Consider the following 23,266-nt stretch of genomic DNA (forward strand, 5'->3'; position numbering starts at 1 on the left):
CGCCCTTTTTCCATTCACGCGCCGTAGCGCAGCGATCGCTCGATGAGCCAGGGGCCGAAGTCCGCGAAAGCCAGCGGCTCCAGGAACGAGAGGCCATAGGCGCCCTCGCCCAACCAGCGCACCGCCGCTTCGCGCTCGCCCAGTCCGGGGATCGTGATCCGGACGATGCTGTCGCGCATCAGGCGCACCTCCGCAACGAGCCGCGCGCCGCCTTGCGAGAGATCGATCAGGCGAACCTCGTGGCGCTGATGGGCGGCGAGCAGGTCGGCACGGCAATCGACATCGAAGCGCGGACCGCGGGCGATCCCCTCGGGACCGATGCGGTTGGCGACATGGCCGAGCAGGTCGGCGACATGGACCGGCGCATCGAACGCCACGCCGATCCGGCCGTTCAGCGACCAGCGGACATGGCCGCGCAGCACGTCGCCGGCTTTCAGCGTCACGGCGATGGGATCGTCCACTGCGAAGGCGCCGTGGACTTCGGCCATGAGACCGTCGTCGGAAATGTTGCGGATGCGGCAGATCGTCTCGCCGAACCGGCTGGCGAGCTTGCCGATCAGCAGGATCGTGGTGACGCGCGGCCCGCGCGGAACAAGCGGCAGCGGCACTTCGCCGTGCGACAGGGCTGACGATGATACAGGCATCGCGGCCTCCTCCTTGCGGTTTGGGCTCAGACCGGCCCCAAACATGGTTAGACCGGCCCCAAAAATACTTAAACCGGCGAAGCCTGGGTGACCACCACCCGGCGCACGAGGTCCTTGCCGTAGACTTCCACGGCGGCGTCCATCACCACCCGGCGGAAGGCGTCGATGCCGGGGATCATGCCGTCCGGCCCGCTGGCCAGCGGCGTGCGATAGGTCCGCATGTTCACCGCGTTGAGCAGCAACGGAAGCTGGCCCGTCACGTCCGCAGCCTTGCCCTTGGCGACTTCGACCTGGCACTCGAACGAGACATAGCCCGCGAGCCGCCCGTCCGGGAAGGTCAGCGGCGCGAGCATGGTACCCGTCGGTACGAATTCGGTCTCGACCTTCACGGGGCCGAGGTCGGGCATGACCTGCGGCAGGAACTGCCGGGCCGCATAGGCACCGCCGATGCCGACACCCGTGCCGGCGATCAGCGCGGCCAGGCCGATCACGATGCGCTTTATCACGATAGTCTCCAGTCTTTGTCCATCGCGTCAGAACTTGAAGCTGGCGTCGCGCGGCAGCGCGGAAGCTTCGGCCTTGACGACGATGGTGATACGGCGGTTCTCCGGGCGGTCCGGGCGGTCGGGATAGACCGGCTCGGTCCCGGCCTTGGCCACCACTTCGGAAAAGCGGTCGGCGGGCAGGCCCGAGGCGATCATCGCCGCGCGGGCCGAAAGCGCCCGCTGCGCCGAGAGGTTCCAGTTGGCCTCGCTCTGACCACCGCTCGAATCGGTATGGCCCTCGATCGCGACTTGCGCGCCGGTGCCGGAGAGCTTGCGCGCGATCCGGCCGAGCATGCCGCGGGCATAGTCGTTGAGTTCGGCCGTCGGTCCCTTGAACATCGAGCGATGGTCGCTGTCCATCAGATGGATGCGGAAGCCGTCGCGATCCGGCTGCACGTCGATATTGCGCTTGCCCTGGCTCGGGTCGACCGGCTGGTCGAGCGAGAGCTGCATTTCCTGCGCCATGACCCGCAGCGAGGCTTCCGGCACGTCGGCCGTGCCGCCGCGCGCCGCGCCCTTGGTGCCGGCTTCGGCCGAAGGCTCGCCCACGGCCTCGCTGTCTGCGGACTGGTTGCGGCGGCTGTGCCCGCCGAGGCCCGGCTGCGAACCGGGCTTGGTGGTCAGCGTGGTGGCCGGCGAAGACCTGTCGGCATTGGGCGAGAAGTATTCCGCCAATCCCTTGAGCTGGTCCTTGTCCGGATTGGCCAGAAGCCAGAGCAACATGAAGAAGGCCATCATCGCGGTCACGAAGTCGGCATAGGCGACCTTCCAGGCGCCGCCGTGATGACCGGCGTGCGCATGCTTCTTGACCTTGCGGATGACGATCGTAGGATGTTCGTCGTTACCCCGTGCCACGGTTCAATCCTCAGTCCAGCGCGGCGCGAAGCCGGTCCTGCATCACGGTCAGGCGCACCTGGCCGACCGCCTCGCCGGGGCTTTGCCCACCGGCCACGCGGTCGAGCAGTGCGGCGCTCTCATCCACATGCTGGGCGATCAGGTCGAAAGCCTGAAGCTGGTCGATATAGTCGAGGACGAAGCGCTCGTCGGTCACGAGCACCCCGGCCAGCTGTTCCAGCAACCCGCGAGCCACGCGCATCTCGTGCGCCAGGGCCTGCCAGAGCGGGGCCGCTGCACCTTCCGGGGTTCCTTCTGTTACGATAGCCATGGATTCCCCCTGAATTTCCGTATGTGTTTCCGCCTGCCGTGCCATGGTCAGAACAGCTCCAGCTCGCCGGTCGGCTGGGCCACCGGCACGGGCCTCGGACGAACGACGGGCGGCAGCGGCTGGTCCTTCACCAGCGTCGCGCGCACCCTGCTTTCGTAGGGCATGAATTCCACCTTGCGCGCCTGCGTCCCGCCAAGGTCGCTGTGATCGAGCGCAATGCCCTCGGTCTGCATGAACTTGCGCGCGAACTCTCCGTTCTTGGTGCCGATCCCGCCCAGCCCGGCGACGATGTTGGCACCGCCGTAGAGATGGCCGCGCAGCCGCGAACGCTGGGCGCCGCGCTGCATCAGGGCGTTGATCAGCAGTTCCATCGCATGGACGCCGTAGCGCTGCATGTCCGCCGGGTTCACCGGCGCGTCGGCGCCCGGCTCTCCCAGCAGGAAATGGTTCATGCCGCCCACCCGCGCGACGGGGTCCTGCAGGCAGGCCGCGACGCACGAGCCCAGCAGCGTCGAGATGACGACGCCGGGCTGGTGGACCACATGGTATTCACCCTGAACGATGGCGACGCGGCGCATGTCCTCAGACCAGCTCCCCGAAGACGCGCTCGATCTTTTCCTTGAGCGCGGCGGGAGCGAAAGGCTTCACGACATAGTTGTTCACGCCGAGCGCGGCGGCCTTCTGGACGATTTCCTTGTCGGCCGAACCGGTGAGCATGATGAACACGGTCTTGCCGATCACCGGGTCCTGACGCACCGCCTCCAGAAACTGGAGGCCGTCCATGTCGGGCATGTTGTAGTCGGAGATGATGAGGTGAACGCGGTCGGACTTGATCGCGGCAAGCGCCTCGACCGGACCGGCCTTGTCCCGAATGTCCTTGAAACCCAGATCCTGTAGGGCGCGACGGATCATCGCGCGCATGGACGTCTGATCGTCGACCACCATTACTTTTATTGCAGACGCTGCCGGCATGAACCGCTCCATTTACCGCCGACACGCGCCGAGGATGGCCTCGGGCATGGCGGACAAACTGAATTCCTTTTCGACCGCGCCCGCCTCGAAGGCGGCGCGCGGCATTCCGTAGACCACGCAGGTCTCGCGCGACTGGCCGAGCGTGCGGGCTCCGGCATCGCGCATGGCCTTGAGGCCGATCGCCCCGTCCGAACCCATCCCGGTAAGGATGACGCCGACGGCACGCGAGCCGAGCCGCGCAACCGAGCGGAACAGCACGTCGACCGAGGGACGGTGCCCGCTGACGGTATCGCCCTCCAGCAGCCTGACCTGGCCGCTGGTGCCGCCGAGCAGCTCCATGTGCTGGCCGCCGCCGGGCGCGAGATAGACCGTGCCCCGGCGCAGGGTCATGCCGTTCTGGGCTTCCACCACCTGCACCCGCGCGGCCTTGTCGAGCCGCGTGGCGAAGCTGCCGGTGAAGGCGGCCGGCATGTGCTGCACCACCATGACCGGCGGACAGTCCGGCGGCAGGGCGCCGATGATCGAGAACAGGGCTTCCACCCCGCCGGTCGAGGCGCCGACCGCGATCACCACGTCGCGCAAGGACCCCTGCGCGGCATTGACGGGCGTCGGCGGGCTGGCGGTGCGGCGCACCGAAGAGCGCGCCGCCGCCTTGACGATCTTGCGCAGCAACGCACCGTCCTGAGCGATCTCCAGCGGATTGCCGGAGGGCTTGGCGATGCAGTCCACGGCGCCGAGGCGCATGGCCTCGATGGTCGCCTCGGTCCCGCGCGCGGTCAGCGTCGAGCACATGACCACCGGCATGGGCCGCAGGCGCATGATGCGTTCGAGGAAGGACAACCCGTCCATCCCCGGCATTTCGATATCGAGCGTGACCACGTCGGGATTGAGCGACTTGATCATCTCGCGCGCGGCATGCGGCTCGGGCGCCATGCCGACGACCTCGATGGCGGGGTCGTGGCTCAGCAGCTTGTTCAGCAGCGCGCGCATCGCCGCGCTGTCGTCGACGATCAGGACGCGGGTCTTCTCGGGTGCGACCGTCATGCGGCGCCTCCGTCGTTGCGGGCGTAGATGGTCTGGCCGACCGGCTTCATCAGTCGCGCGGCGGGGCCGATCAGGCGTTCGGAATGGCCGATGTAGAGCGTGCCGCCGGGCGCCAGCATCTCGACGAAGCGCGCCTCCAGCTCGGCCTTGGCGGTGTCGTCGAAATAGATCATCACGTTGCGGCAGAAGATCACGTCGTACTTGCGGCGCATCGGCCAGGGCTCGAACAGGTTGAGCACCCGCGCCGCGACGAGTTCGCGCAGCGGATCGACGATGACATGATCGCCGTTGGTCTCGGCGCGCATCCAGCGCCTGCGGTAGCTTTCCGGGATCGGCTCGACCGTGGCGGCGGAATAGCGCGCGTCGCGCACGGCCTGGACGACCGGCGGCGAGATGTCGGTGGCGAGCAGGCGCACGTCGCCCTGCTGGAGCCAGGCCGCGCTCGTCGGCCCGTCGCCTGCCAGGCACATGGCGATCGAGTAGACTTCCTCGCCGCTCGAACAGCCCGCCGACCAGATGCGCACCTTCTCGCCCCGGCGCGCGCGATCCTGCAACTTGGGCAGGACCTCGCGGCGCAAGTGGTCGAAGTGGTGGTTCTCGCGGAAGAAATGCGTGTGGTTGGTGGTCAGGGCGACCACCATGGCATGACGTTCCTCGGCATCGCGCTGGACCAGCGCGACGTAGTCGACGAAGCTGGACAGCCCATGCTCGCGCAGGCGGCGGCTCAGACGCGAGTGGACAAGCGTCATCTTGGCCTCGACCAGATGGATGCGCGCCTCCCGCTGCATGATCGCGGCAATGTCGCGGAACTGGGCGGAGCGCAGTTCGGCCGTGCCGCCCAGCGCTCCGCTCGTTCCTTCAGAGGAAGCCAACACGCTCATTACGCGAAGTCCGGCACCTGGCGGGTCAGGCTCAGCGCGTCGAGGTCGAGCAGCAGGCACATGGCCTCGGCATTGGCCGCGTCATGGGTGCGGCGCTCGATCTTGACGAGACCGGCGATGGCGCCCTGCTCGTTGATCTCGACGTCCGGCGCAGGCTGGATCTCGCCCGCCTGGATCACGACGATGTCCTGCACTTCGTCCACCAGGAAACCGGCATGGCGACCATTGATGGTGACGACGAGGATGCACGAGCGCGAATGCAGTTCGCTCGGCGCCCAGCCGAGACGCTCGGACAGGCCGACGACGGGAACCACCGAACCGCGCAAGTTGGTCACGCCCTTCACATAAGGCGGCACGCTGGGCAGCGGGGTGGGCTCTTCCCACTCGCGGATCTCGATCAGCGAGCGCATGTCGATGCCGAACAGGCGGCTGCCCAGCGTGAAAGTGACGATCTTGCGTTCGTCGAGTTCGGTGTCTTCGGTGCTCATGCTGCCATTCCTTTCAGCGCATACTTGGACGAGCCGCCGGTCGCGACCAGGGCGTCGATATCGAGGATCAGCGCGATCGAGCCGTCGCCGAGGATGGTTGCGCCGCCGAGGCCGCGGATCGGGTGGAGGTTGTCCTCCAGGCTCTTGATCACGACTTCGCGGCGGTTATCGATGGTATCGACCATCAGGCCGACATGGCCCGCCGTCTCGCTCTCGACGATGATGACCAGCGAGTCCTCGGGCGCCCGCTGCGAGCGCATGCCGAACAGTTCGCCGACCCGGCGCACCGAGAGGTACTGCCCGCGCAGTTCGATCACTTCGGACGTCGGCGAAGTCTCCTTCACCTGGCCCGGCTCGGGCTGGACGGTCTCGATCACGTTGGCGAGCGGCAGCACGAAGCGCTGGTCGCCGAGGCGCACGATCATGCCGTCGAGGATCGCCAGCGTCAGCGGCAGGGCCATCGTGAAAGTCGTGCCCTCGCCGGGGATCGAATTGATTTCCAGGCGGCCGCCCAGCGCCTCGACGTTGGAACGCACCACGTCCATGCCGACACCGCGCCCGGATATGTTCGAGATCGTCTCGGCGGTCGAGAAGCCAGGCGCACAGATCAGGCCGTCGATTTCCTCGTCGGAAATCGCGGCATCGGCGGAAATGATCCCGCGCTCGATGGCCTTGGCGCGCACGCGTTCGCGGTTGATGCCCCGGCCGTCGTCACGCACGCGCACGATGATACGCGCGCCCTTCTGCTCGGCGGAAAGATGGATCGTACCCTCGGCGGGCTTGCCGGCGGCGAGGCGCTCTTCCGCGCTCTCGATGCCGTGGTCCACCGCGTTGCGGATCATGTGGGTCAGCGGGTCGCCGATCTTCTCGATCACGCCCTTGTCCACTTCGGTCATCTCGCCGATGGTTTCGAGGATCACCTTCTTGCCGGTTTCGGCAGAGAGATCGCGCAGCATGCGGGGCACGCGCGAGAAGGCCTGCTTGATCGGCTGCGCGCGCAGCGACATCACGTTGTCCTGGATCTGGCGCGTCAGGCGCGACAGTTCGGGAAGCTCGACGCGCTCCTGGTCGGCGGGCGAAAGCCGGTCGGACAGGATCGAGCCACGGATCACCAGTTCGCCCACGAGATTGAGCAGCTGGTCGAGCTTCGACAGGTCGACGCGGATGGTCTGCGCCACTTCGACGCTGGCCGGGCGCGCTTCGGCTTTCGGCTTTTCCGGTGCAGCGGCAGGCGCCGCAGCGGGAGCGGCAACCACGGGCGCCGGTTCGACCGGCACGAGCGTCAACAGGTCTTCCGGCGCCGCCAGCGGCTCGAACACGCCAAAACCATCGTCGTCAACGGCAGCAGGCGCGGCAGGCGCTGCGGGCACTTCCGGCACGATCGCGACGAGCACTTCCTCGCGATCGATCTCGATCAGCGAATCCGGCGCCACGAAGTCGAAGCAGTCGCGGATGTCCTGCTCACCGACGGTGCCGGGCACGCGCAGGGTCCAGACGAAATAACTGTCCTCGGGGTCGAGGTCGCGCAGGCCCGGAAGCGAGTCGATGTCGACGCCGGTGACGACCGCGCCCATGTCCTCCAGTTCGCGGATCACCAGCATCGGCTCGCCGCCGTTGCCGAGCGCCCCGCGCGAAGGACCGAAGCGGACCGTCCATCCGGCAGGCTCCGCCGGTTCGACCGGAGCGAAGTCCTCAAGCTGGACCGCGACCGGCTCGAAACCGAAGGGATCGAAGTCCTCGACCACGGCAGCGACTGGCGTGAAGCCGAATTCGTCCGCTTCCGCGACAGGTTCGGGAGCGGGCGCCGGAGCGGCTGCCGCCGCGCCCTTGCTCTCCAGAACCGCGTCGAGCTGCGCCAGCATCGCCGCGTCGGCAGGCGGCTCGGTGCCGCCCTGGGCCGCCGCGACATGGTCGGACAGGATATCGAAGGCGCCCAGCAGGGTCTTGGTCACCTCGGCGCTGGCCGGGATGCGGCCGCCGCGCACTTCGTCGAGCACGTTCTCGAAGCGGTGCGAGAAGGCCAGCAGCGCAGCGTGGCCGAAAGCGCCGGAGCCGCCCTTGATCGAGTGGACTGCGCGGAACACCCCGGCGATCGTCTCGGAAGAGGCGTCGCCTTCGGCCATGGCCGAAAGGCCGGCCTCGGCGACGGCCAGACCTTCGGTGCACTCTTCGAAGAAGATGCCCTGGATTTCGTCGAGTTCGTCGCTCACGGGCAGACGCGGCGGACGGCCGCTCCCAGCTTGGCCGCTTCGAAGGGCTTGGTGATCCAGCCGGTGGCACCCGCCTCACGGGCGCGGGTCTTCTTCTCGTCCGAGAATTCGGTCGAGAGCACCAGGATCGGCGTGCCGCGGAACTCGGGCACCGCGCGCACCGCCTCGATCAGTTCGAAGCCGTCCATCTTGGGCATGTTGATGTCGGTGATGAGCAGGTCCGGCTTCACTTCGTGCATGCGCTCGAGGCCGTGCTCGCCGTCATCGGCGGCTTCGACGCGGAAGCCCTGCGCGGCCAGCGAGGCCTTCAGCAGCATCCGCATCGAGGCGGAATCGTCGACGGTCAGGATGAGTTTGCTCACGACGGGAATTCCTCTTCAGAAAGGCCGACGGCTTCCGCCAGCCCGCAGGCCTGCACGCGCTCGACGAAGGCGGTGCTGGGATTGACGATTTCGTACTCGTGGTCGGCCTCGCGCGCTTCGGTGCGGGCGGCGACGAGCAGTTGCAGCACGGCCTGGCCGACCGTCTCGACCTGGCTGGCGTCGATCTGCATCGCTCCGTCGAAGTCGCAGGCCAGGACCATGCGGACGCGCAAGTCCTCGGCGGTCAAGGTAGTCCCGTGGACCGGCAGGTGCAGCGAACGGTCTTCGGGAAGAGCGATTTCCGGCGCCATCTCTTCGGGCTGCACGGATTCAGGCAGGTTTGGCATTGAGCTGATCCTTCACTTCGTCGAGCGCGGTCTCGAGCTGCGTGAACGAGGGGGCATAGGGCGACGGCGTCATGCGGCGCGCCAGTTCGATGGCCACTTCGGTCGGCTGCCCCTGCGCGTGACCGACGATCGCGGTCTTGACGATGAGGTAGGGCTTGAAGTCGGAGTCGATGATCTGCTGGAGTTTCTGCGCGATCGGGCCGACCAGGCAGTAGGCCAGAAGCACGCCCAGGAACGTTCCGACCAGAGCGCCGCCGATCATCGCACCGAGGATCTCGGTGGGCTGGTCGATCGAGCTCATGGTCTTGATGACGCCGAGAACGGCGGCGACGATGCCCAGCGCGGGCAGGCCGTCGGCCATCATCTGGAGCGCGTGCTGCGGCGCCATTTCCTCGGCATGGTGGCGCTCGATATCGCCTTCCATGGCCTCGGCCAGCTGGTGCGGGTCCTCAAAGTTGACCGTCATCATGCGCAAGTAGTCGCACGTGAACTCGACCAGGCCCTGGTCTTCCAGCAGACGCGGGTAGCGCGTGAAGATGGGGCTTTCTTCGGGGGCGTCGAGGTGCTTTTCAATCGAGTTCGCGCCTTCCTTGCGGAACGTGGCGAGCAGCGTGAAGAGCAGCGCCAGCAGGTCGCGAAAATCGACCTCGGTCCAGCGACCGCCCTTGAAGACGCGCTGGATCCCGCCCCAGGTCTTCTTGACCGTGGTCATCGAGTTGCCGAGGATGAAGGCACCCACCGCCGCGCCGGCGATCGCCAGCATTTCGTGCGGCAGGGCATGGGCGATGACCATTATGTTACCGCCCGACATCAGGAAGCTGCCGAAGACGCACAGCAGGATGACGACGAGGCCGATGGCGTTGAGCATGAAGAAGATCCGCGATTGATGGCCGCAAAAGGTTAGCAGGCCGAAGCCCTGCGTTAGTTATAGGATGCTCGGGGCGGGGCTGGTGCCGGGCGACGGTTTTTCCGTGACAATGCCACTCCTCATCGCAAAACGCGCGCCCTTGCGACCGATCCGCGCGCTTCCATCCTATATGAGGGAGGCGGACGTCCTTGCTGGAGCCATCATGTCACTCAATGCCTATCAACGCGTGCAACAGATCGCCGCGACTCCCCGCCGGAACGAATACCGGCTGATGAGCCAGATCACCGGCGAAATGATCGCCGCGCGCGATGCCGGTCTGCGCGGCGCGCAACTGGCCCCGGCGCTCCATCGCAACCGCCTGGCCTGGTCCACGTTTTCCTCGATGTGCGCGGCGCAGGGCAATCAGTTGCCCGACGACTTGCGCGCCCGGATCATTTCGATCGGAATGTGGGTGGATAAGTATACGTCCGAGGTCATTACCGGACATGATACGATCGATGACTTGATAGTCGTAAATCGCGCTATTATCGAAGGGCTTGCAAACGAGAACGCAGCCAGCAACTAAGGAAAACCCCTTAGACTGCGATAATGACTTTTTTATAAGCCATTATCAGCCGCTTATCACTTTTGCCACGGAATGCGCAGGCCGCCGCCCGGTGCGTCTATTTACAATCATACACAAAGGTCTAATGGCCCCCACGCCTTGAAACTATAACAGCAAGGCGCAAGAAGCGGGTCGGAATGCAGGAACTGAATCCACCGCCGCAGCGCTTGGGCGGGCCGCTTCCCGACAGGATGGAACCGGCCGTTCCCGCCCTCGTCGCCGCAGCGTATCTTGTCTGCGCTATCGTACTGTGCGGATGGATTCTGGACATGCCCCGGCTTGCCGGCGGCGGCAGTATCAGGTTGTTGATGCAACCGCTCACGGCCCTGTGCTGCGCCTTCATCGGCGCGGGCGTGCTTCTGGCCGGATCGCCGGGATGGCCGACCTACCGCGCCGCGCGCTGGATGCTTGCAATCCCCTTGCTGATCGGGCTCAGCGGCCTGACCGAAGAGGTCTTTGGCCGCTCGCTCGGGATCGACATGCTTCTCTGGCCGCGCAGCATCCTTGAGCTACCACGCCCGGACCCCGCCCGCCCCAGCCTGCTACCGGCTGCCGGGCTCGTGCTCCTCTCCATTTCGGTATTCGCCGTTGGCTCGGGTCGTCGCCTGCTCCGGCGCCTCACGGTTCCCTGCGCCTGCGTGGCTTTCGCGACCGCGGCCATATCCGGAACGCTCGCTCCGCTCGGGATCAGCACGCCCGGTCCGCAGACGCACCATGCGCTGATGTCCATACCCTCGGCGCTCGTCATCTGCCTCCTGGCACTGGCCATCATCGCCCTGCGGCGTCAATATGCCTGGCCGCGCAAGGCGGAATCGGGCTTCGGCTCCGGAACGATCCAGACCTGTCTCACCGTCTGCGTGAGCGTCCCGGTCGTGTCCGCGCTCGCGCATTTCAAGGCCGCCCGTGCGGGCATCGCCTCGCCGGAAATGATCGAGATCGTCCAGGCGGCGGCAGAAGTCGCACTGTCCTGCGGACTGATCGCCTGGGCCTGGATGCGCATTGCGAAAGAAAGCAGCGCTCGCCGCGCCGTCGATGTCGCGCTGGATGCCGCGCCCGTCTCCATTACCGATGCGCAAGGCCGTATCTTGCGCTGGTCGGCCGGTTGCGAACGTCTCTACGGCTGGTCGGCGCAACAGGCGCTTGGCCGCTTCCAGCAGTCGCTGATCGGCACGCCGCCGCTGCCCGGAAACGGGATCGAAGCCCTTCTCGACGGCACCCGGCGCGAGAACGAAGTGACTTCCCGTCACCGGAACGGCGCCGAAATGCGCGTGCTCCACAGCTGCCAGGCGGTTCAACCCCGCCCCGACATTGCCCCGATGGTGGTTCATTCGATGACCGACATCACCGCGCGCAAGCGGGCCGAGCAGGCCCTGCTTGCCAGCGATGCCCGCCTCTCGCTGGCGATAGACCTGCACGAACTGGGCATCTTCGAATGGTCGTCCGCTTCCGACCGATTCGTTTTCCATGGCCATGCCGAACGCCTGTTCCGTGTCGAGCCGGGCAGCTTCCAGGGCGGCATCAAGGACTGGTTCCAACACTTGCGCGACACGTTCGGCACGACCTTCGAAGTGCCCGAGGCCCCGGAAACCTGGCATGCCGAACGCCAGACGTTCCGGCTCATACCGCTCCAGTCCGCGACGCGATCCGTCGTCGAGGGCACCGCCCATATCCACCGCGTCCCCGGCACCGACGACGTCTCGGTCATCGGCATCGTCATGGACGCGACCCAGCGCGAGCAGCATGCGGAGCTGCTCAAGTCCCGCGATTCCGAGCTGCGCTCGATTCTGGAGACCGTCCCCGAGGCGATGATCACCATCGACCAGCGCTGCCACATCCGTTCGTTCTCGGCGACGGCGGAGACTCTCTTCGGCTACGCCGCGGAGGAAGTGCTGGGCAAGGATGTGCGGATGCTCCTGCCGCGCTACCTCCGCCCCCACCCGGACCAGAAGGCGCCCGACAGCGGTCCCTCCACCGATACCCACATGACCGCCGGCCTCGACCGCAACGGCAACGAGCTGCCGGTGGAAATCGCCATAGGCGCCGCCAACATCGGAAACGAGCGTATCGCCATCGCCTTCGTGCGCAACATGCGCGAGCAGCTCGCCACCCAGGCGCGAATGGGCGAACTGCGCGAACAGTTTCTCCACGCTTCCCGCGTCAGCGCCATGGGCGAGATGGGTGCCGGTCTCGCGCATGAACTCAACCAGCCGCTGACCGCCACCGCCAACCTCCTCGGCGCCATGGACCTCGTCATGGCGCGAGAGAACGGATCGGAACAGCAGCGCCGGATGCTCGATCTCGCCCGACAGGAAGTCCTGCGCGCCGGGGCAATCATCCGCCGCATGCGCGCGTTCGTTTCCAAGGGTGAACTCGAGATCAGGGTAGAGCCGCTGGACGACGTCATCGCCGAAACGCTGCAACTGGCCCGTTCGCGCAGCCGGGCGCCGGGAGTATGCCTGCGGTATTGTCCGGGGGTCGCGTCACCTTCGGTCCTTGCCGATCGCATTCAAATACAGCAGGTGTTGGTTAACATCATCAACAACGCCTTCGACGCGCTCGCGGGCCTCAACGACAGGCAGCCGGAAATCGTTATCTCGACTCGCCAGACGAACGACGATCAGGTCCTGATCCGGGTGCTCGACAATGGTCCGGGCCTGCCCGAAGCCATTCTTTGCAAACATTTTGAGGCCTTTACCTCGACAAAGCCGAATGGCATGGGGCTCGGGCTGTCGATCAGCCGTCGTATCGTGGAAGCGCATGGCGGGCGCTTTTCGATGCACAATCCTTCCGAAGGAGGCGCGGCTGTCGAATTCACGCTTCCCGCTTACCCCGACCTGGAGCTGAAGGCCGGATGACTTCCCGACGCATCTATATTGTCGACGACGACCTGGCCGTTCGCACTTCGCTCGAATACCTGTTGGCGATGATCGGAGACAGCAGAATCACCTGCTTCGATTCCGGCGACACCTTCCTGGAAGCGGCCTCCCTGCTGGAGCCGGGTTGCCTGCTGCTGGACCTGCACATGCCGGGCACTTCGGGCCTCCAGGTGCTGAGCACGGTAGGCGGGCGGCCGACGCGCTTCGTGCCGATCGTGCTGACCGGCGAAGGCGACGTTTCCGTGGCGGTCCAGGCGATGAAGCTGGGCGCGGTCGATTTCATCGAGAAGCCCTGCGACCATCACAAGCTGATGAGCGCGGTGGAATCCGCCTTCCTGCAGCAGGCCGTCTCGACGGCGGAGGAGCGCCGCAAGGAGAAGGCCGTCTCGCTGCTCGAACAGCTCTCCCCGCGCGAGCTGGACGTGCTCAAGGGACTGATCGACGGGCAATCGAACAAGATCATCGCCCATGCCCTCGACATCAGCCCGCGCACAGTGGAAATCTACCGCGCCAAGCTGATGGAGAAGCTCCAGGTCCGCAGTCTGTCCGAAGTGCTGCGCATCGCCTTCGCGGCGGGCCTGGTGCCGATGGACTGACCCGCCCGGCCGCTGGGAAACGGACGGGCAGGATCTGCGCTAGAAATCGAAGTAGAGGTCGACGTACCCGTACTTCGTGTCGCCCGTCCGGGGCGCGTTGGGCGCATCCTTGAGGAAGTGTCCCTTGGCCAGGTAGGCCACGCCGGTATCCACCCGCAAGACTTCGGGAATCAGGGTGCGACGGTAGCGCGCCTCGAACTGGTTCCCGGCGAAGCTGCCGCTGCGCCCGGAAGCATCCCTCACGCCGGTGCTGGAAAAGCTGTCCGTCTTCGAATCCAGCCAGAGCGCCCGGTACATCACCATCACGTCCGACTTCCGGCTGGGCTTGACCTCAAGCCGCGCGCCCCCCGAAATCGTGTTGAAACGCCCGACCGCGCCGTAGAGACCGGTGGGGCCGAAGTCGAAGCGGCGAGCACCGAACAGGGTGTCGAAGCGGTTATAGGTCCCGGCCTTGGCGCGGTCGCCGCTGGCCATGTCGAAGTCCAGCGAGAGGCGGGGCTGCCAACCGCCAGCGAACGTGCGACCGGCTTCGGCATGGATCAGGTAGGCCGACACGTCGAGGTCGGTCCTGTCCGACGGCGCCGTGGTCGCCCGCGTGCGCCCGAACTGGTAGGCCCCTTCCAGATCGTAATCCAGTTGCCCGGCCTTCGGCGCGCGGAACAGGCGCAGACCCGGTGTGAACAAGTGCCGGTTGCGGGTGGGCCGGTTCGCACTGTCGCGCTCGGCAAGACCATAGCCATAGAGTTCCAGCGAACCGCCGAACACGCGGGCCTTGGTCAGCGAGGCCCCGAAGAACTGGAGATCGGTGGTCTCGGTGTCCCATCGCACGGTGTTGTCGTGAATGCCTTCAACATCGTCGGGAAGGCGGATATGCGGCATCGCCCAGAGCACGGTCAGCTGGTCGCCCGCCCGGCTCTTCCACTGTGCATTGATGCCGGTAAAGGCATTGGTCGAATTGCGGAAAGCCTGGCGCGCGACCAGACGGCGCGACCCCAGATTCATCGTGAAGCGCCCGGCCGTCAGCCGCGCTTTCGTGCCGCCGGACACGGGAATATCGACGCCGACATAGGCCTGGACCATTTCCAGGGCATCGACTTCGCCGGTCCCGGCCGAAGAGTTCGATTTCTCCCCATAGGCGCGGGCGTCCCAGAGTTCGCCTCCGACCCGCCAGGGACCGCCGTCGTATTCCACCTGCAAAGTCGTCTTCAGCGAGAACATCGCGTCGTCCTCGGCCACCCGCGGCCGGAACTGTCCGTCGATCCCCTCGACGCGGCTGCGAACTTCGCCCTTGATCGTAAGCCCTTCGGGCGCGCCGAGCGCCGTTTCGAGCATACCCGCCGCATGCGCCTCGCCGCCATGTCCCGCCGCCAACAGGCTGCCGCCGAGCATACCCATGAGCGCCCGGAGCCGCGCGGATCGTATATAGAAAATCCGGCCCTGACGGACCGGATCGACGAGGCTGGAATGCATCGAAATCTCCCTTGGTTGCGGCTCATTATAGGATAACATTGGAGCCGCTAACCGTCCGGGAGCGAGTTATATCATCAGGTCCGTCGAATTTTCATCACCCTTCCGAAGGACTCCGAAGAAAGAGGCCGGGCAACGTTCCGGCACATATCGGATCGTTGCCGCAAATCCCTCAATGCGCCGCGACCGGTGCCAGCATCGCCTGGCGATACTCAGCCATCATCGTGAAGCGCGGATCGGCACCGGCAAGGTCGCTCATGGTCTTGGCGGCGCGCTTGGCGATCTGGCGGACACGCTCCTTGGCGACGCTGCTTTCATCTTCGGACACGTCGAGCGCCGCGATCTCGAACAGACGCCCTTCCACGACCTTGCGATTGTGTTCGAGACGCTCTTCCAGCTCCGCCAGTTCGACCGGATCGAGCGCGGCCTTGCCGCTGCGCCAGACCGAACGATGGGCACCGGCCTCGGCGCGCGGCGCCTTCTTCGGCTGGGCCTTGCGGCGGATACGCTCGACGCCGATATTGCGCAGATGCTCTACGTAGCTGTCGGTCAGCGAGGCCATGGCCTGACGTGCGAGATAGTCCGACGCTGCGGATTCCGTGCGTTCCAGTGCATCCTCATCCTCGATCGAGGCGACGATCGACTGGCCTTCCCCATCCTCGCCGACGCCGATGGCATCGAGCGACACAGTGACCGCCTCGACCTTCTTGGCGGAAGGACGCTGGTCGGTCATGAGGCGGAAGCGCAAGCTCTGGAGCTCGCCGCGGATCTGCCAGTTCACGAAAGTGGTGAACTGCGCCTTTTCCGGATCGTAGGCCTGGATCGCGCGGTGGACGGCGATCGCGCAGACCTGCTCGGCATCGTCCCAATGCGCGACGAGGCCGTACTGGCGAATGAAGTGACGGATACGCGGCGCGATCAGCTTGATGATCTGCGCGAAGGCGCGATCCACGATCGCGCGCTGGCGTGCAGACTGCGCCTGGCCCTCGGCCGGCATGTTCGCGCTGACGGTCGCTACCGCCGATTCCAGAGCGATGGTGATCTTCGACATTGTGAACCCCCGGTCAGAGTGGAGCCGCAGGGCGCCCATCGCCGCTGCTCCGCTTCAACGAGACCCGTTGTCTCGCGAATTTCTGAATGGAAGGTTAATCCTATAAGACAGTTTCCTATATTTCCTATAATAATTTTCGTTTTATCGGAAAATGGGGGCATTCCGCCTGAGTTTTACCCTGCGAAACGGTCCGGCCGGATGTTCCGGCCGACATAGTCGAGCAGCCAGGAACGGTGTGCGGCGACCGCGCTTCCCGCCATTTCGATGCGGCGATTCGCACTTGCCGAGCCGACTTGCGCGTTGAGCAACGTGCGCGCGCGCTCGGGCGAGAGACCGCCCTTCAGGAAACGCGTTGCATCGCCAAGCCCAAGGTGATGACCGAGGTAAGCCGCCTGCGCGAGTTCGACGACACCGCCGCCGATCCGCACGCCCGAACCGCGCAAGGAATCGAGATTGGTTCGCGCATAGTCGGCGATCGTTTCGATCGACGCCTGTGGATCGTAGCGCAGCGCCAGCAAAGCGCCGCGACTCTCGCCACGCACCTGACCGCGCGCGTTGAGCCAGCCGTTCTGTTGCGCGAAAGCGTGGAGCCAGGTGCCCTCGCGCTCCGCCTGCCCTTCCCAGGTCTTGTTGAGAAACTGACCGATACCGGCGGCACTGGAACGCGGATTGCGCGAATAGGGCAGCCAGCGCCCGTCGGAGCCCTTGGCCGCTTCGGCATTGACGATCGTGGCGAGCGCCGCCGCCGGAATACCCGTACGCGACGCCGCCGCGCCGAGAACGCCTGCGTAGCGTGCATTGGGGCCGTCCTGCATCGACAGTGCGCCTGCCGAGCCGCCGCCCGAATTTCCGCCGCTGCCCTCGCCTTCCTGCTGCCGGGCAAAGCGCTCCCAGACACCTTCGCGGGATGTGCAGGACGGGTCGGCCTGCGGCTTCGGGACGGCCTGTTCGGCGACGGCAGGCTGCGCGGTGGCAGCTTTCGTCCGTTCGTCCAACAGCGCCAGCAGACCGTCGAGACCCAGGGGATCGGAACGCTTGTCGACCAGTCCCCCGGCCTGCTTCTCGTCCTCGCCGCCCAGCGCCGCGCGCCAGAGACGGCCCGAAAGTTCGCTGCGCGCCTGGGTATAGATCAGCTGCGCCTTCTGCGCCGGGGTCAGCCCCTGAAGGCCCCCCGCCTGAGCGCCAAGGCCCTGAGTACCTAGACTCTGCGCACTCGCACCCTCGATCATCACGAATCCTCACGGCGCATCGCGCGCCGGGCCTTGATGAAGGACATGGCCGCGAAATCGTCGATCCCCGCCTGCTCGGCATTGGCGATCACCCGCTCGGCGTCCTGCCGATAGCCGTCCGCCGCCGTCTCGATGGCGCGGAACGTGCCGTAGGCATCGACCGCCATGTCGCGCAATTCGTCGAGCCGCGCCTTCAACAGGACCTGACGGTTGGTTAGCTGGTGCCGCTCATGCCGCATGCGCTGAAGATAGGCGTGAGAGCAGACAGCAAGGTCACCCGCTGCAAGGTCCGCCTCGCGGGTGATCGACTTCGACACCCGGTCGCGCGCCTTCTCGACTTCGCCCAGGACGCCGGAATGCGTGCTGATCGCAGCGCTCATCTCGTCGATCTCGCGCTGCTGCACGCGCAGCGCGGCGTCATACGGCGTCTTCATCCGGAACCTCCATCAAGGCCGCCAGCGCCGCGAAGCTTTCCTCGGCGTAGCCGCGATCCTGCTTGCCCTGCTTGAGCAGCTCCTCGATGCGCGGCGCAAGCGCCACCGCGCGGTCGACTTCGGCGCTCGATCCGGCGCGATAGGCACCGAGCCGGACCATTTCCTCCATGTCCTTGTAGGTTGCCATCTCGCGCCGCGCCGCGAGGCGGACGTGGTTTTCCGCCTCGCCCAGACAGTGCGGCAGGGTGCGCGAGACGGACTTGAGCACGTCGATCGCCGGATAGCGACCGCGCTCGGCGATCTGGCGGGTGATGACGATATGGCCGTCGAGAATGCCGCGCACGGCGTCCGCCACCGGCTCGTTGTGATCGTCGCCGTCGACCAGCACAGTGAACAGGCCGGTGATCGCGCCCTGACCGGGAAGCCCCGGACCGGCGCGTTCCAGCAGGCGCGGCAGTTCCGCGAAGACGGTCGGCGTATAGCCCTTGGTCGCGGGCGGTTCGCCGCTGGCCAGGCCGATCTCGCGCTGCGCCATGGCGAAGCGGGTCACCGAATCCATCAGGCAGAGCACATTGAGACCCTGGTCGCGGAAATGCTCCGCAACAGTCAGTGTAGTCCAGGCGGCCTGGCGGCGCATCAGCGCAGGCTCGTCAGACGTGGCGACGACGACAACGCTGCGGGCGAGGCCCTCCACGCCGAGATCGTCCTGCACGAATTCCTGCACCTCGCGGCCACGCTCGCCGATCAGGCCGATCACGGCGACGTCGCACTCGGTCCAGCGCGCCAGCATCGACAGGAGCACCGACTTGCCGACGCCCGACCCCGCGAAGAGACCGAGGCGCTGGCCGCGGCACAGCGGCGCGAACAGGTCCAGCGCGCGAACGCCGGTGGAAAGCCGTCCGCCCACCCGCGCCCGCGCCGAGGCGGGCGGCGGCGAGGCCTTGATCTTGCGCAGCATCGCACCCTGTTCGAGCGGCCCCTTGCCATCAACCGGACGACCGAGTCCATCGACCATGCGGCCGAGCCAGCCGCTCGAAGGCCGGAGGGCGAACTGGCTGGCGGAAAGGTCCGCGCGCGATCCCGAGGCGATGCCCTGCGGCTCGCTGAACGGCATGCAATGGGCAATGCCCCGGTCCAGCCCGGTCACTTCGGCCTCTACCTGTCCGGTCGGCGAATTGAGCGTGACGCGTGAGCCTATCTGGGCGGCGCCCGAAAGTCCCTCGACCTCGATCAGCGCGCCGCGCACGGCCACGACCCGGCCATAGCGGCGGTCGGGCGCGAGCAGGCGAAGACCTGCGGCGGCGGCGGCGAGGCTGGCCATGAAACGCTCTTCCCGATCAGGCGACGGGCGCGATTTCGACTGCGATTTCGGCTGCCTGCGCCGGCGCCGAAACTTGCTGGGCAAACGGCTGCTCGAGGCGCGACAGCGCATCGGATTCGTAGCCGATCAGCCAGCGGCAGTCAGCCAGTGCATGATAGAACTGGCCGGTTGCCACTTTCTGCGCAAAGCGGATGCAGACGGCCTTGGCCTCCGCCGTTTCGAGCGCCGTCATCAGCAATTCCAGCCGCGCCAGCAGCACTTGCTGATGCCGCGAGAGATCGGCCGGATCGATATAGGCCATCATGCAGGCGAAATAGAGCTGGCGTGCCGGAGAAGTCGCTTCTTCCGGCTTCATTACGTCGCGTCCGCGCAGGATCGTGGCCTCGTTCTCGACCACCAGATCGGTGCGACCGACAGCGCGCAGAACCGCGCCGTTCACGATCACCGGTTCCCCATTGCGAAGCGAAATGCGAAGAGTCATGTCAATTGCCCCCGTGACATCTGCATCATTTATAGGATGACAGAGTCAAGTCCGTTGCGGTCCCCCAGAAATTTTATGCGGTCCGCGCCCGTGCCCGGCGCCATTCTTCCTACAATGCCTCTGTTCGGTGGCCGGTACGCCAACCTTGCCGGCCGACACGCACAGGAGAATGAAATGAGCCTTTATTCAGCTCTTTACGCCGGCGTTTCCGGTCTCGGCGCGCAGGCGAGCGCCATGGCGACGGTTGCGGACAACATCACCAACGTCAACACCATCGGCTACAAGGGCGTTTCCGCCCAGTTCAAGACGCTCGTCACCGACGGCAAGATGAAGAGCAGCTATTCGGCAGGCGGCGTCACCGCCGCGCCCAAGGCGCTCATTTCCAAGCAGGGACTGCTCCAGGCTTCCAGCAGCCTGACCGACATCGGCATCGACGGCGCCGGTTTCTTCGTCGTGCGCTCCAGCGCCGACACCAGCGGCCAGATCGCCTATACCCGCGCCGGTTCGTTCACGCCCGACGCCGACGGCTTCCTGCGCAACACCGCCGGCTACTACCTGACCGGCTGGCCGCTCGACGCCAGCGGCAACTACACCAACAACGGCAGCATGGATTCGCTTGTGCCGATCCGCCCGAACGCGCTGACCGGCGCCGCATTGCCGACCACCAAGATCGCGATGCGTGCCAACCTCGATTCCACCGCCACGCCGATCACCGGCCCCTATGTGCCAGGATCGATGGCGTCGGGCACCCTTTCGCCGCAGTTCTCGCGTTCGGTCGAGATCTACGACGCGCAAGGCACCGCCCACTCCCTGACCTTCAACTACGTCAAGACCGGCGCCAACGAATGGGTTGCGGAAATCTCGGGCAATCCCGCCCAGATCACCACCTCGAACGGTGCCGCCATCACCAATGGCGTGCTCGCCAGCGGCACGGTGAAGTTCAATGCCGACGGCAGCCTGAATCTCGCGGGTTCGGACCCGGCCCTGTTCGCCAACCTCGACATCGGTTGGGCCAATGGCGCCGGTTCGACGCCGATCACGCTCGGCCTCGGCACCAATGGCGGGCTTGACGGCCTGACCCAGTTCGGCAGCGCTTCCGCCCTGCTTTCGTCGAGCGTGGACGGCGGCGTGCTCGGGACCGTGGCCTCGGTAGAGATTTCGGACACCGGCATCGTCAGCGCCGTCTTCGACGACGGCACAACCCGCGCGATCTATCAGCTGCCGATCGCCACCTTCCAGAACCCCGACGGCCTCACCCGTACCAGCGGCAACGCCTATACCGCTTCGGCCACCTCGGGGAACGTCGCGATCAACCAGCCCGGCGCCCTCGGTGGCGGCTCGATCTCAGCCGGCGTTCTCGAAGCCTCGAACGTCGACCTGGCGTCGGAGTTCTCGAACATGATCCTCTTCCAGCGCGCCTACAGCGCCTCGTCAAAGATCATCACCACCGTCGACGACATGCTTCAGGAAGTCAGCAACCTGAAGCGCTGATAACGGCGCCGGTTCGGCGCCGTTTCCCAAGACCTTCCCTTTCCCGACGATATTTTCAGGAAGACCAGAACCGTGTCCCTCAACCAGATACTCAATTCCGCAATGTCCGGCCTTTCGGCCTCTCAGTCCGGAATGGCGACGGTTTCCAACAATATCGCGAACGTCAACACGGTGGGCTACGCCCGCCAGAAACCGACGATCACCACCGGGGTCGCGGGAGGGAAGGTCAACGGGGTCGTGGTCGGCGAGCCCTCGCGCGTGGCGGACAAGTTCCTGGAGAACGCCGTCTACCAGCGCGCGGGCAACGCCGGTCGCAGCGACGCGACCTCGAACTATCTCGACCGTCTGCAATCGTTGCTGGGCTCCACCGATTCCAAGTCGGGCATTGCCTCGCGGCTGACCGCCATTTCCACCTCCGTCTCGCAGATCGCCAGCCTTCAGGGATCGGCGCAATCGATCGCCCTGTTCACGGGCAACGTCGCGGATTCGATCGCGGGTATCAACCAGCTCCAGAAGGACGTTTCCAACCTGCAGGCCGATGTCGAGAGCGAAGTCTCCGACACCGTCGACCGCGCCAACGTCCTGCTCAAGAAGATTCACGACCTCAATAGCGAGGTCGCCCGCCTCCAGGGCCTGGGCAAGAGCGTCTCCGGCCCGGCCGACGAACGCATGTCCGCCCTTGAGGAACTGAGCGGGCTGATGGACGTGACCGTGCGCGAACAGAGCGACGGGCGCGTGACCATCGATTCCGCTTCGGGCCAGGTGCTGCTCGACAAGCGCCTGCGCCAGCTCAACTATCCCTCGGGCGCCGCCGCCTCGCAGGCGACCTACCCCGCGATCGACATCCGCTTCGCCTCGGACAACGGCGTCATGGGCGCCTCGACCGGTGAGAAAATCGATTCGACGGCGGTCGGCGGCAAACTCGGCGGCCTGCTCGACATCCGCGACCGCGCCCTGCCGAACTTCTCCGAGCAGCTCGGCCAGCTCTTCAGCGGCCTCGCCGAAACCCTGAACAAGGTCGCCAACGAGGGCACCACCATGCCCCCGCCCCAGGCCCTGACCGGCCAGGCGAACGGCCTCACCGGCTCCGATCGCCTGGGCTTCACCGGCAAGGCGACGTTCGCAATCGTCGCCAAGGACGGCACGCTGGTTTCCAAGACCACGATCGACTTCGATGCACTCGGCCCCACCGCGACCGTCGATGACGCGATCGCGGCGATCAACGCCGGACTTGCGCCTGACGGCAACGCGAGCTTCACCGACGGCGTTCTCTCGCTCAGTTCGACCTCCAGCGCCAACGGCGTTGCCATTGCCCAGGACCCGACTACGCCCAGCAAGCGCGCGGGCGTGGGCTTCTCGCAGTTCTTCGGCCTCAACAACCTGGTCCGTTCGGACACCAGCGCGCTGACGCCCCCAGGCTTCACCGCCAGCGACCCCCACGGCTTCGGCACCGGGGAAACCGCGCAGATCGTCTTGCGCGACCCCACCGGCAAGGTCCTGACCCAGTACACGCTCACGGGATCCACCGGATCGACCTGGGGCGATCTGGTCAGCGAACTCAACGCCAGCCCGCTGAGCGCCTACGGCAGCTTCAAGCTTGACGACAAGGGGCGCATCCAGTTCAACAGCAATACCGCCAGCGCAGGTTCGACGATCTCGATTCCCTCGGATTCGACCAATCGCTCCGGCACCGGCCTGTCCTTCTCCGCGCTTTCCGGCCTGACCGGCGCGGCCAGCGGCCTCTCCTCGGCCGAAGTGCCCGCCAACATCCTGGCCGATCCGACCAAACTGCCGCTGGCGCTGCTCCAGCTCAATGCCGCCGTGGGTGAGAAGGCGATCGGTTCGGGAGATATCCGCAATGTCTCGGGCTTCGTCGACGCACTGTCCGGCGCGGTCGATTTCGGCAAGGACGGCAACGCTTCCATCGGCACTTTCGCCAATCGCCTGCTCGGCAGCATCGGTTCCCAGGCCTCGCTGGCCAAGACCAACCATACCGACGCCTCCTCGCGGCTGAGCGACGCGCTCGACCGGCGCGATTCCTTCTCCGGCGTGAATGTCGACGAGGAACTCGCACAGATGGTCGTGCTCCAGAACAGCTATTCGGCCGCAGCCCGCGTAATGACCACGGCTTCCGACATGTACGACACCCTGCTCGGCATGATCCGCTAATTTCGAGAACGAGGACCAGAC

Annotated in this window: 24 protein-coding genes; 5 read left to right on the forward strand and 19 right to left on the reverse strand. The window is 66.0% G+C overall.

Translation table 11 applies throughout. From position 1 onward, the window contains the following. Nucleotides 1-14: 14 nt before the first annotated feature. From AC4D6D_RS14585 to motA, 13 genes are all read right to left on the reverse strand, one after another. On the reverse strand, nt 15-644 hold the full coding sequence (locus tag AC4D6D_RS14585; protein ID WP_491325859.1) for a PilZ domain-containing protein: 630 nt from the start codon (nt 642-644) through the stop codon (nt 15-17). 68 nt (nt 645-712) lie between these two features. After that, complete coding sequence (locus tag AC4D6D_RS14590) at nt 713-1,150, reverse strand: hypothetical protein (RefSeq protein ID WP_491325860.1); 438 nt, start codon at nt 1,148-1,150, stop codon at nt 713-715. A 27-nt stretch (nt 1,151-1,177) separates the two neighbouring features. After that, nucleotides 1,178-2,044 carry a flagellar motor protein MotB gene (locus tag AC4D6D_RS14595; RefSeq protein ID WP_147219599.1) on the reverse strand — a complete coding sequence of 289 codons (867 nt, stop codon included), beginning with the start codon at nt 2,042-2,044 and terminating at the stop codon, nt 1,178-1,180. A 10-nt stretch (nt 2,045-2,054) separates the two neighbouring features. Next, a complete protein-coding gene (locus tag AC4D6D_RS14600; protein ID WP_147219598.1) occupies nt 2,055-2,354 on the reverse strand; it encodes a hypothetical protein in 300 nt (99 codons plus the stop codon). Between the two features lie 47 nt (nt 2,355-2,401). Further along, nucleotides 2,402-2,932, reverse strand: a complete 531-nt coding sequence (locus AC4D6D_RS14605) for a chemotaxis protein CheD (RefSeq protein WP_147219597.1) — start codon at nt 2,930-2,932, stop codon at nt 2,402-2,404. 4 nt (nt 2,933-2,936) lie between these two features. After that, complete coding sequence (locus tag AC4D6D_RS14610) at nt 2,937-3,326, reverse strand: response regulator (protein WP_186830014.1); 390 nt, start codon at nt 3,324-3,326, stop codon at nt 2,937-2,939. 12 nt (nt 3,327-3,338) lie between these two features. Further along, complete coding sequence (locus AC4D6D_RS14615; protein WP_491325861.1) at nt 3,339-4,370, reverse strand: protein-glutamate methylesterase/protein-glutamine glutaminase; 1,032 nt, start codon at nt 4,368-4,370, stop codon at nt 3,339-3,341. Then, the gene (locus tag AC4D6D_RS14620) at nt 4,367-5,251 is read right to left on the reverse strand and encodes a CheR family methyltransferase (RefSeq protein WP_491325862.1); all 885 of its coding nucleotides are present in this window, start codon (nt 5,249-5,251) and stop codon (nt 4,367-4,369) included. Before AC4D6D_RS14620 ends, AC4D6D_RS14615 begins: the two co-directional genes overlap by 4 nt. Then, complete coding sequence (locus tag AC4D6D_RS14625; RefSeq protein WP_147219593.1) at nt 5,251-5,739, reverse strand: chemotaxis protein CheW; 489 nt, start codon at nt 5,737-5,739, stop codon at nt 5,251-5,253. The genes AC4D6D_RS14620 and AC4D6D_RS14625 overlap by 1 nt, the downstream gene beginning before the upstream one ends. Further along, nucleotides 5,736-7,949, reverse strand: a complete 2,214-nt coding sequence (locus AC4D6D_RS14630) for a chemotaxis protein CheA (protein ID WP_491325863.1) — start codon at nt 7,947-7,949, stop codon at nt 5,736-5,738. Before AC4D6D_RS14630 ends, AC4D6D_RS14625 begins: the two co-directional genes overlap by 4 nt. After that, entirely contained in the window at nt 7,946-8,311 is a 366-nt protein-coding gene (locus AC4D6D_RS14635; protein ID WP_147219591.1) for a response regulator, read from the reverse strand. Before AC4D6D_RS14635 ends, AC4D6D_RS14630 begins: the two co-directional genes overlap by 4 nt. Next, on the reverse strand, nt 8,308-8,658 hold the full coding sequence (locus AC4D6D_RS14640) for an STAS domain-containing protein (RefSeq protein WP_491325864.1): 351 nt from the start codon (nt 8,656-8,658) through the stop codon (nt 8,308-8,310). Before AC4D6D_RS14640 ends, AC4D6D_RS14635 begins: the two co-directional genes overlap by 4 nt. Continuing rightward, the gene (gene motA / locus AC4D6D_RS14645; protein WP_147219590.1) at nt 8,642-9,526 is read right to left on the reverse strand and encodes a flagellar motor stator protein MotA; all 885 of its coding nucleotides are present in this window, start codon (nt 9,524-9,526) and stop codon (nt 8,642-8,644) included. Before motA ends, AC4D6D_RS14640 begins: the two co-directional genes overlap by 17 nt. 202 nt (nt 9,527-9,728) lie before the next feature. Here motA and flaF point away from each other — a divergent pair, with 202 nt between their 5' ends. The 3 genes from flaF to AC4D6D_RS14660 all read left to right on the forward strand — a co-directional run bounded on the left by flaF (nt 9,729) and on the right by AC4D6D_RS14660 (nt 13,602). After that, a complete protein-coding gene (gene flaF, locus AC4D6D_RS14650) occupies nt 9,729-10,091 on the forward strand; it encodes a flagellar biosynthesis regulator FlaF (RefSeq protein ID WP_147219589.1) in 363 nt (120 codons plus the stop codon). Between the two features lie 347 nt (nt 10,092-10,438). Next, entirely contained in the window at nt 10,439-12,985 is a 2,547-nt protein-coding gene (locus AC4D6D_RS14655) for a PAS domain S-box protein (RefSeq protein ID WP_491325865.1), read from the forward strand. Continuing rightward, nucleotides 12,982-13,602, forward strand: a complete 621-nt coding sequence (locus tag AC4D6D_RS14660) for a response regulator transcription factor (RefSeq protein WP_147219587.1) — start codon at nt 12,982-12,984, stop codon at nt 13,600-13,602. The genes AC4D6D_RS14655 and AC4D6D_RS14660 overlap by 4 nt, the downstream gene beginning before the upstream one ends. Before the next feature lie 39 nt (nt 13,603-13,641). Here AC4D6D_RS14660 and AC4D6D_RS14665 read toward each other — a convergent pair whose 3' ends face one another. From AC4D6D_RS14665 to AC4D6D_RS14690, 6 genes are all read right to left on the reverse strand, one after another. Continuing rightward, entirely contained in the window at nt 13,642-15,072 is a 1,431-nt protein-coding gene (locus tag AC4D6D_RS14665; RefSeq protein ID WP_491325866.1) for an alginate export family protein, read from the reverse strand. A gap of 169 nt (nt 15,073-15,241) precedes the next feature. Continuing rightward, nucleotides 15,242-16,120 (reverse strand): sigma-70 family RNA polymerase sigma factor, encoded by an 879-nt coding sequence (locus tag AC4D6D_RS14670; protein ID WP_491325867.1) that lies wholly within the window; start codon nt 16,118-16,120, stop codon nt 15,242-15,244. Between the two features lie 173 nt (nt 16,121-16,293). Further along, nucleotides 16,294-17,349: a peptidoglycan-binding protein gene (locus tag AC4D6D_RS14675; protein WP_491325868.1), complete on the reverse strand. Its 1,056-nt coding sequence runs from the start codon at nt 17,347-17,349 to the stop codon at nt 16,294-16,296. Next, nucleotides 17,349-17,783, reverse strand: coding sequence for a hypothetical protein (locus tag AC4D6D_RS14680; RefSeq protein WP_491325869.1), 435 nt, complete (start codon nt 17,781-17,783; stop codon nt 17,349-17,351). Before AC4D6D_RS14680 ends, AC4D6D_RS14675 begins: the two co-directional genes overlap by 1 nt. Beyond that, entirely contained in the window at nt 17,767-19,104 is a 1,338-nt protein-coding gene (gene fliI / locus AC4D6D_RS14685) for a flagellar protein export ATPase FliI (RefSeq protein ID WP_491325870.1), read from the reverse strand. The genes AC4D6D_RS14680 and fliI overlap by 17 nt, the downstream gene beginning before the upstream one ends. Before the next feature lie 16 nt (nt 19,105-19,120). After that, nucleotides 19,121-19,585 carry a flagellar biosynthesis repressor FlbT gene (locus AC4D6D_RS14690; protein WP_147219582.1) on the reverse strand — a complete coding sequence of 155 codons (465 nt, stop codon included), beginning with the start codon at nt 19,583-19,585 and terminating at the stop codon, nt 19,121-19,123. 174 nt (nt 19,586-19,759) lie between these two features. Between AC4D6D_RS14690 and flgE the strand changes: the two genes are divergently transcribed. Together flgE and AC4D6D_RS14700 are read left to right on the forward strand one after the other, a co-directional pair. Then, nucleotides 19,760-21,076 carry a flagellar hook protein FlgE gene (gene flgE / locus AC4D6D_RS14695; protein WP_491325871.1) on the forward strand — a complete coding sequence of 439 codons (1,317 nt, stop codon included), beginning with the start codon at nt 19,760-19,762 and terminating at the stop codon, nt 21,074-21,076. Between the two features lie 132 nt (nt 21,077-21,208). Continuing rightward, complete coding sequence (locus AC4D6D_RS14700) at nt 21,209-23,245, forward strand: flagellar hook-associated protein FlgK (RefSeq protein ID WP_491325872.1); 2,037 nt, start codon at nt 21,209-21,211, stop codon at nt 23,243-23,245. Nucleotides 23,246-23,266 lie beyond the last annotated feature (21 nt).

Source organism: Novosphingobium sp. BF6 (assembly GCF_058273105.1).

Bases quoted from the DNA above. Each gene is read 5' to 3' on its own strand.
- AC4D6D_RS14700 (WP_491325872.1), top strand. From the start codon at position 21,209: ATGGCGACGGTTTCCAACAATATCGCGAACGTCAACACGGTGGGCTAC.
- fliI (WP_491325870.1), bottom strand. From the start codon at position 19,104: ATGGCCAGCCTCGCCGCCGCCGCCGCAGGTCTTCGCCTGCTCGCGCCC.
- motA (WP_147219590.1), bottom strand. From the start codon at position 9,526: ATGCTCAACGCCATCGGCCTCGTCGTCATCCTGCTGTGCGTCTTCGGC.
- flaF (WP_147219589.1), top strand. From the start codon at position 9,729: ATGTCACTCAATGCCTATCAACGCGTGCAACAGATCGCCGCGACTCCC.
- AC4D6D_RS14585 (WP_491325859.1), bottom strand. From the start codon at position 644: ATGCCTGTATCATCGTCAGCCCTGTCGCACGGCGAAGTGCCGCTGCCG.
- AC4D6D_RS14610 (WP_186830014.1), bottom strand. From the start codon at position 3,326: ATGCCGGCAGCGTCTGCAATAAAAGTAATGGTGGTCGACGATCAGACG.
- flgE (WP_491325871.1), top strand. From the start codon at position 19,760: ATGAGCCTTTATTCAGCTCTTTACGCCGGCGTTTCCGGTCTCGGCGCG.
- AC4D6D_RS14615 (WP_491325861.1), bottom strand. From the start codon at position 4,370: ATGACGGTCGCACCCGAGAAGACCCGCGTCCTGATCGTCGACGACAGC.
- AC4D6D_RS14640 (WP_491325864.1), bottom strand. From the start codon at position 8,658: ATGCCAAACCTGCCTGAATCCGTGCAGCCCGAAGAGATGGCGCCGGAA.
- AC4D6D_RS14605 (WP_147219597.1), bottom strand. From the start codon at position 2,932: ATGCGCCGCGTCGCCATCGTTCAGGGTGAATACCATGTGGTCCACCAG.
- AC4D6D_RS14665 (WP_491325866.1), bottom strand. From the start codon at position 15,072: ATGCATTCCAGCCTCGTCGATCCGGTCCGTCAGGGCCGGATTTTCTAT.
- AC4D6D_RS14620 (WP_491325862.1), bottom strand. From the start codon at position 5,251: ATGAGCGTGTTGGCTTCCTCTGAAGGAACGAGCGGAGCGCTGGGCGGC.
- AC4D6D_RS14625 (WP_147219593.1), bottom strand. From the start codon at position 5,739: ATGAGCACCGAAGACACCGAACTCGACGAACGCAAGATCGTCACTTTC.
- AC4D6D_RS14690 (WP_147219582.1), bottom strand. From the start codon at position 19,585: ATGACTCTTCGCATTTCGCTTCGCAATGGGGAACCGGTGATCGTGAAC.
- AC4D6D_RS14675 (WP_491325868.1), bottom strand. From the start codon at position 17,349: ATGATCGAGGGTGCGAGTGCGCAGAGTCTAGGTACTCAGGGCCTTGGC.
- AC4D6D_RS14655 (WP_491325865.1), top strand. From the start codon at position 10,439: ATGCAACCGCTCACGGCCCTGTGCTGCGCCTTCATCGGCGCGGGCGTG.
- AC4D6D_RS14680 (WP_491325869.1), bottom strand. From the start codon at position 17,783: ATGAAGACGCCGTATGACGCCGCGCTGCGCGTGCAGCAGCGCGAGATC.
- AC4D6D_RS14670 (WP_491325867.1), bottom strand. From the start codon at position 16,120: ATGTCGAAGATCACCATCGCTCTGGAATCGGCGGTAGCGACCGTCAGC.
- AC4D6D_RS14600 (WP_147219598.1), bottom strand. From the start codon at position 2,354: ATGGCTATCGTAACAGAAGGAACCCCGGAAGGTGCAGCGGCCCCGCTC.
- AC4D6D_RS14660 (WP_147219587.1), top strand. From the start codon at position 12,982: ATGACTTCCCGACGCATCTATATTGTCGACGACGACCTGGCCGTTCGC.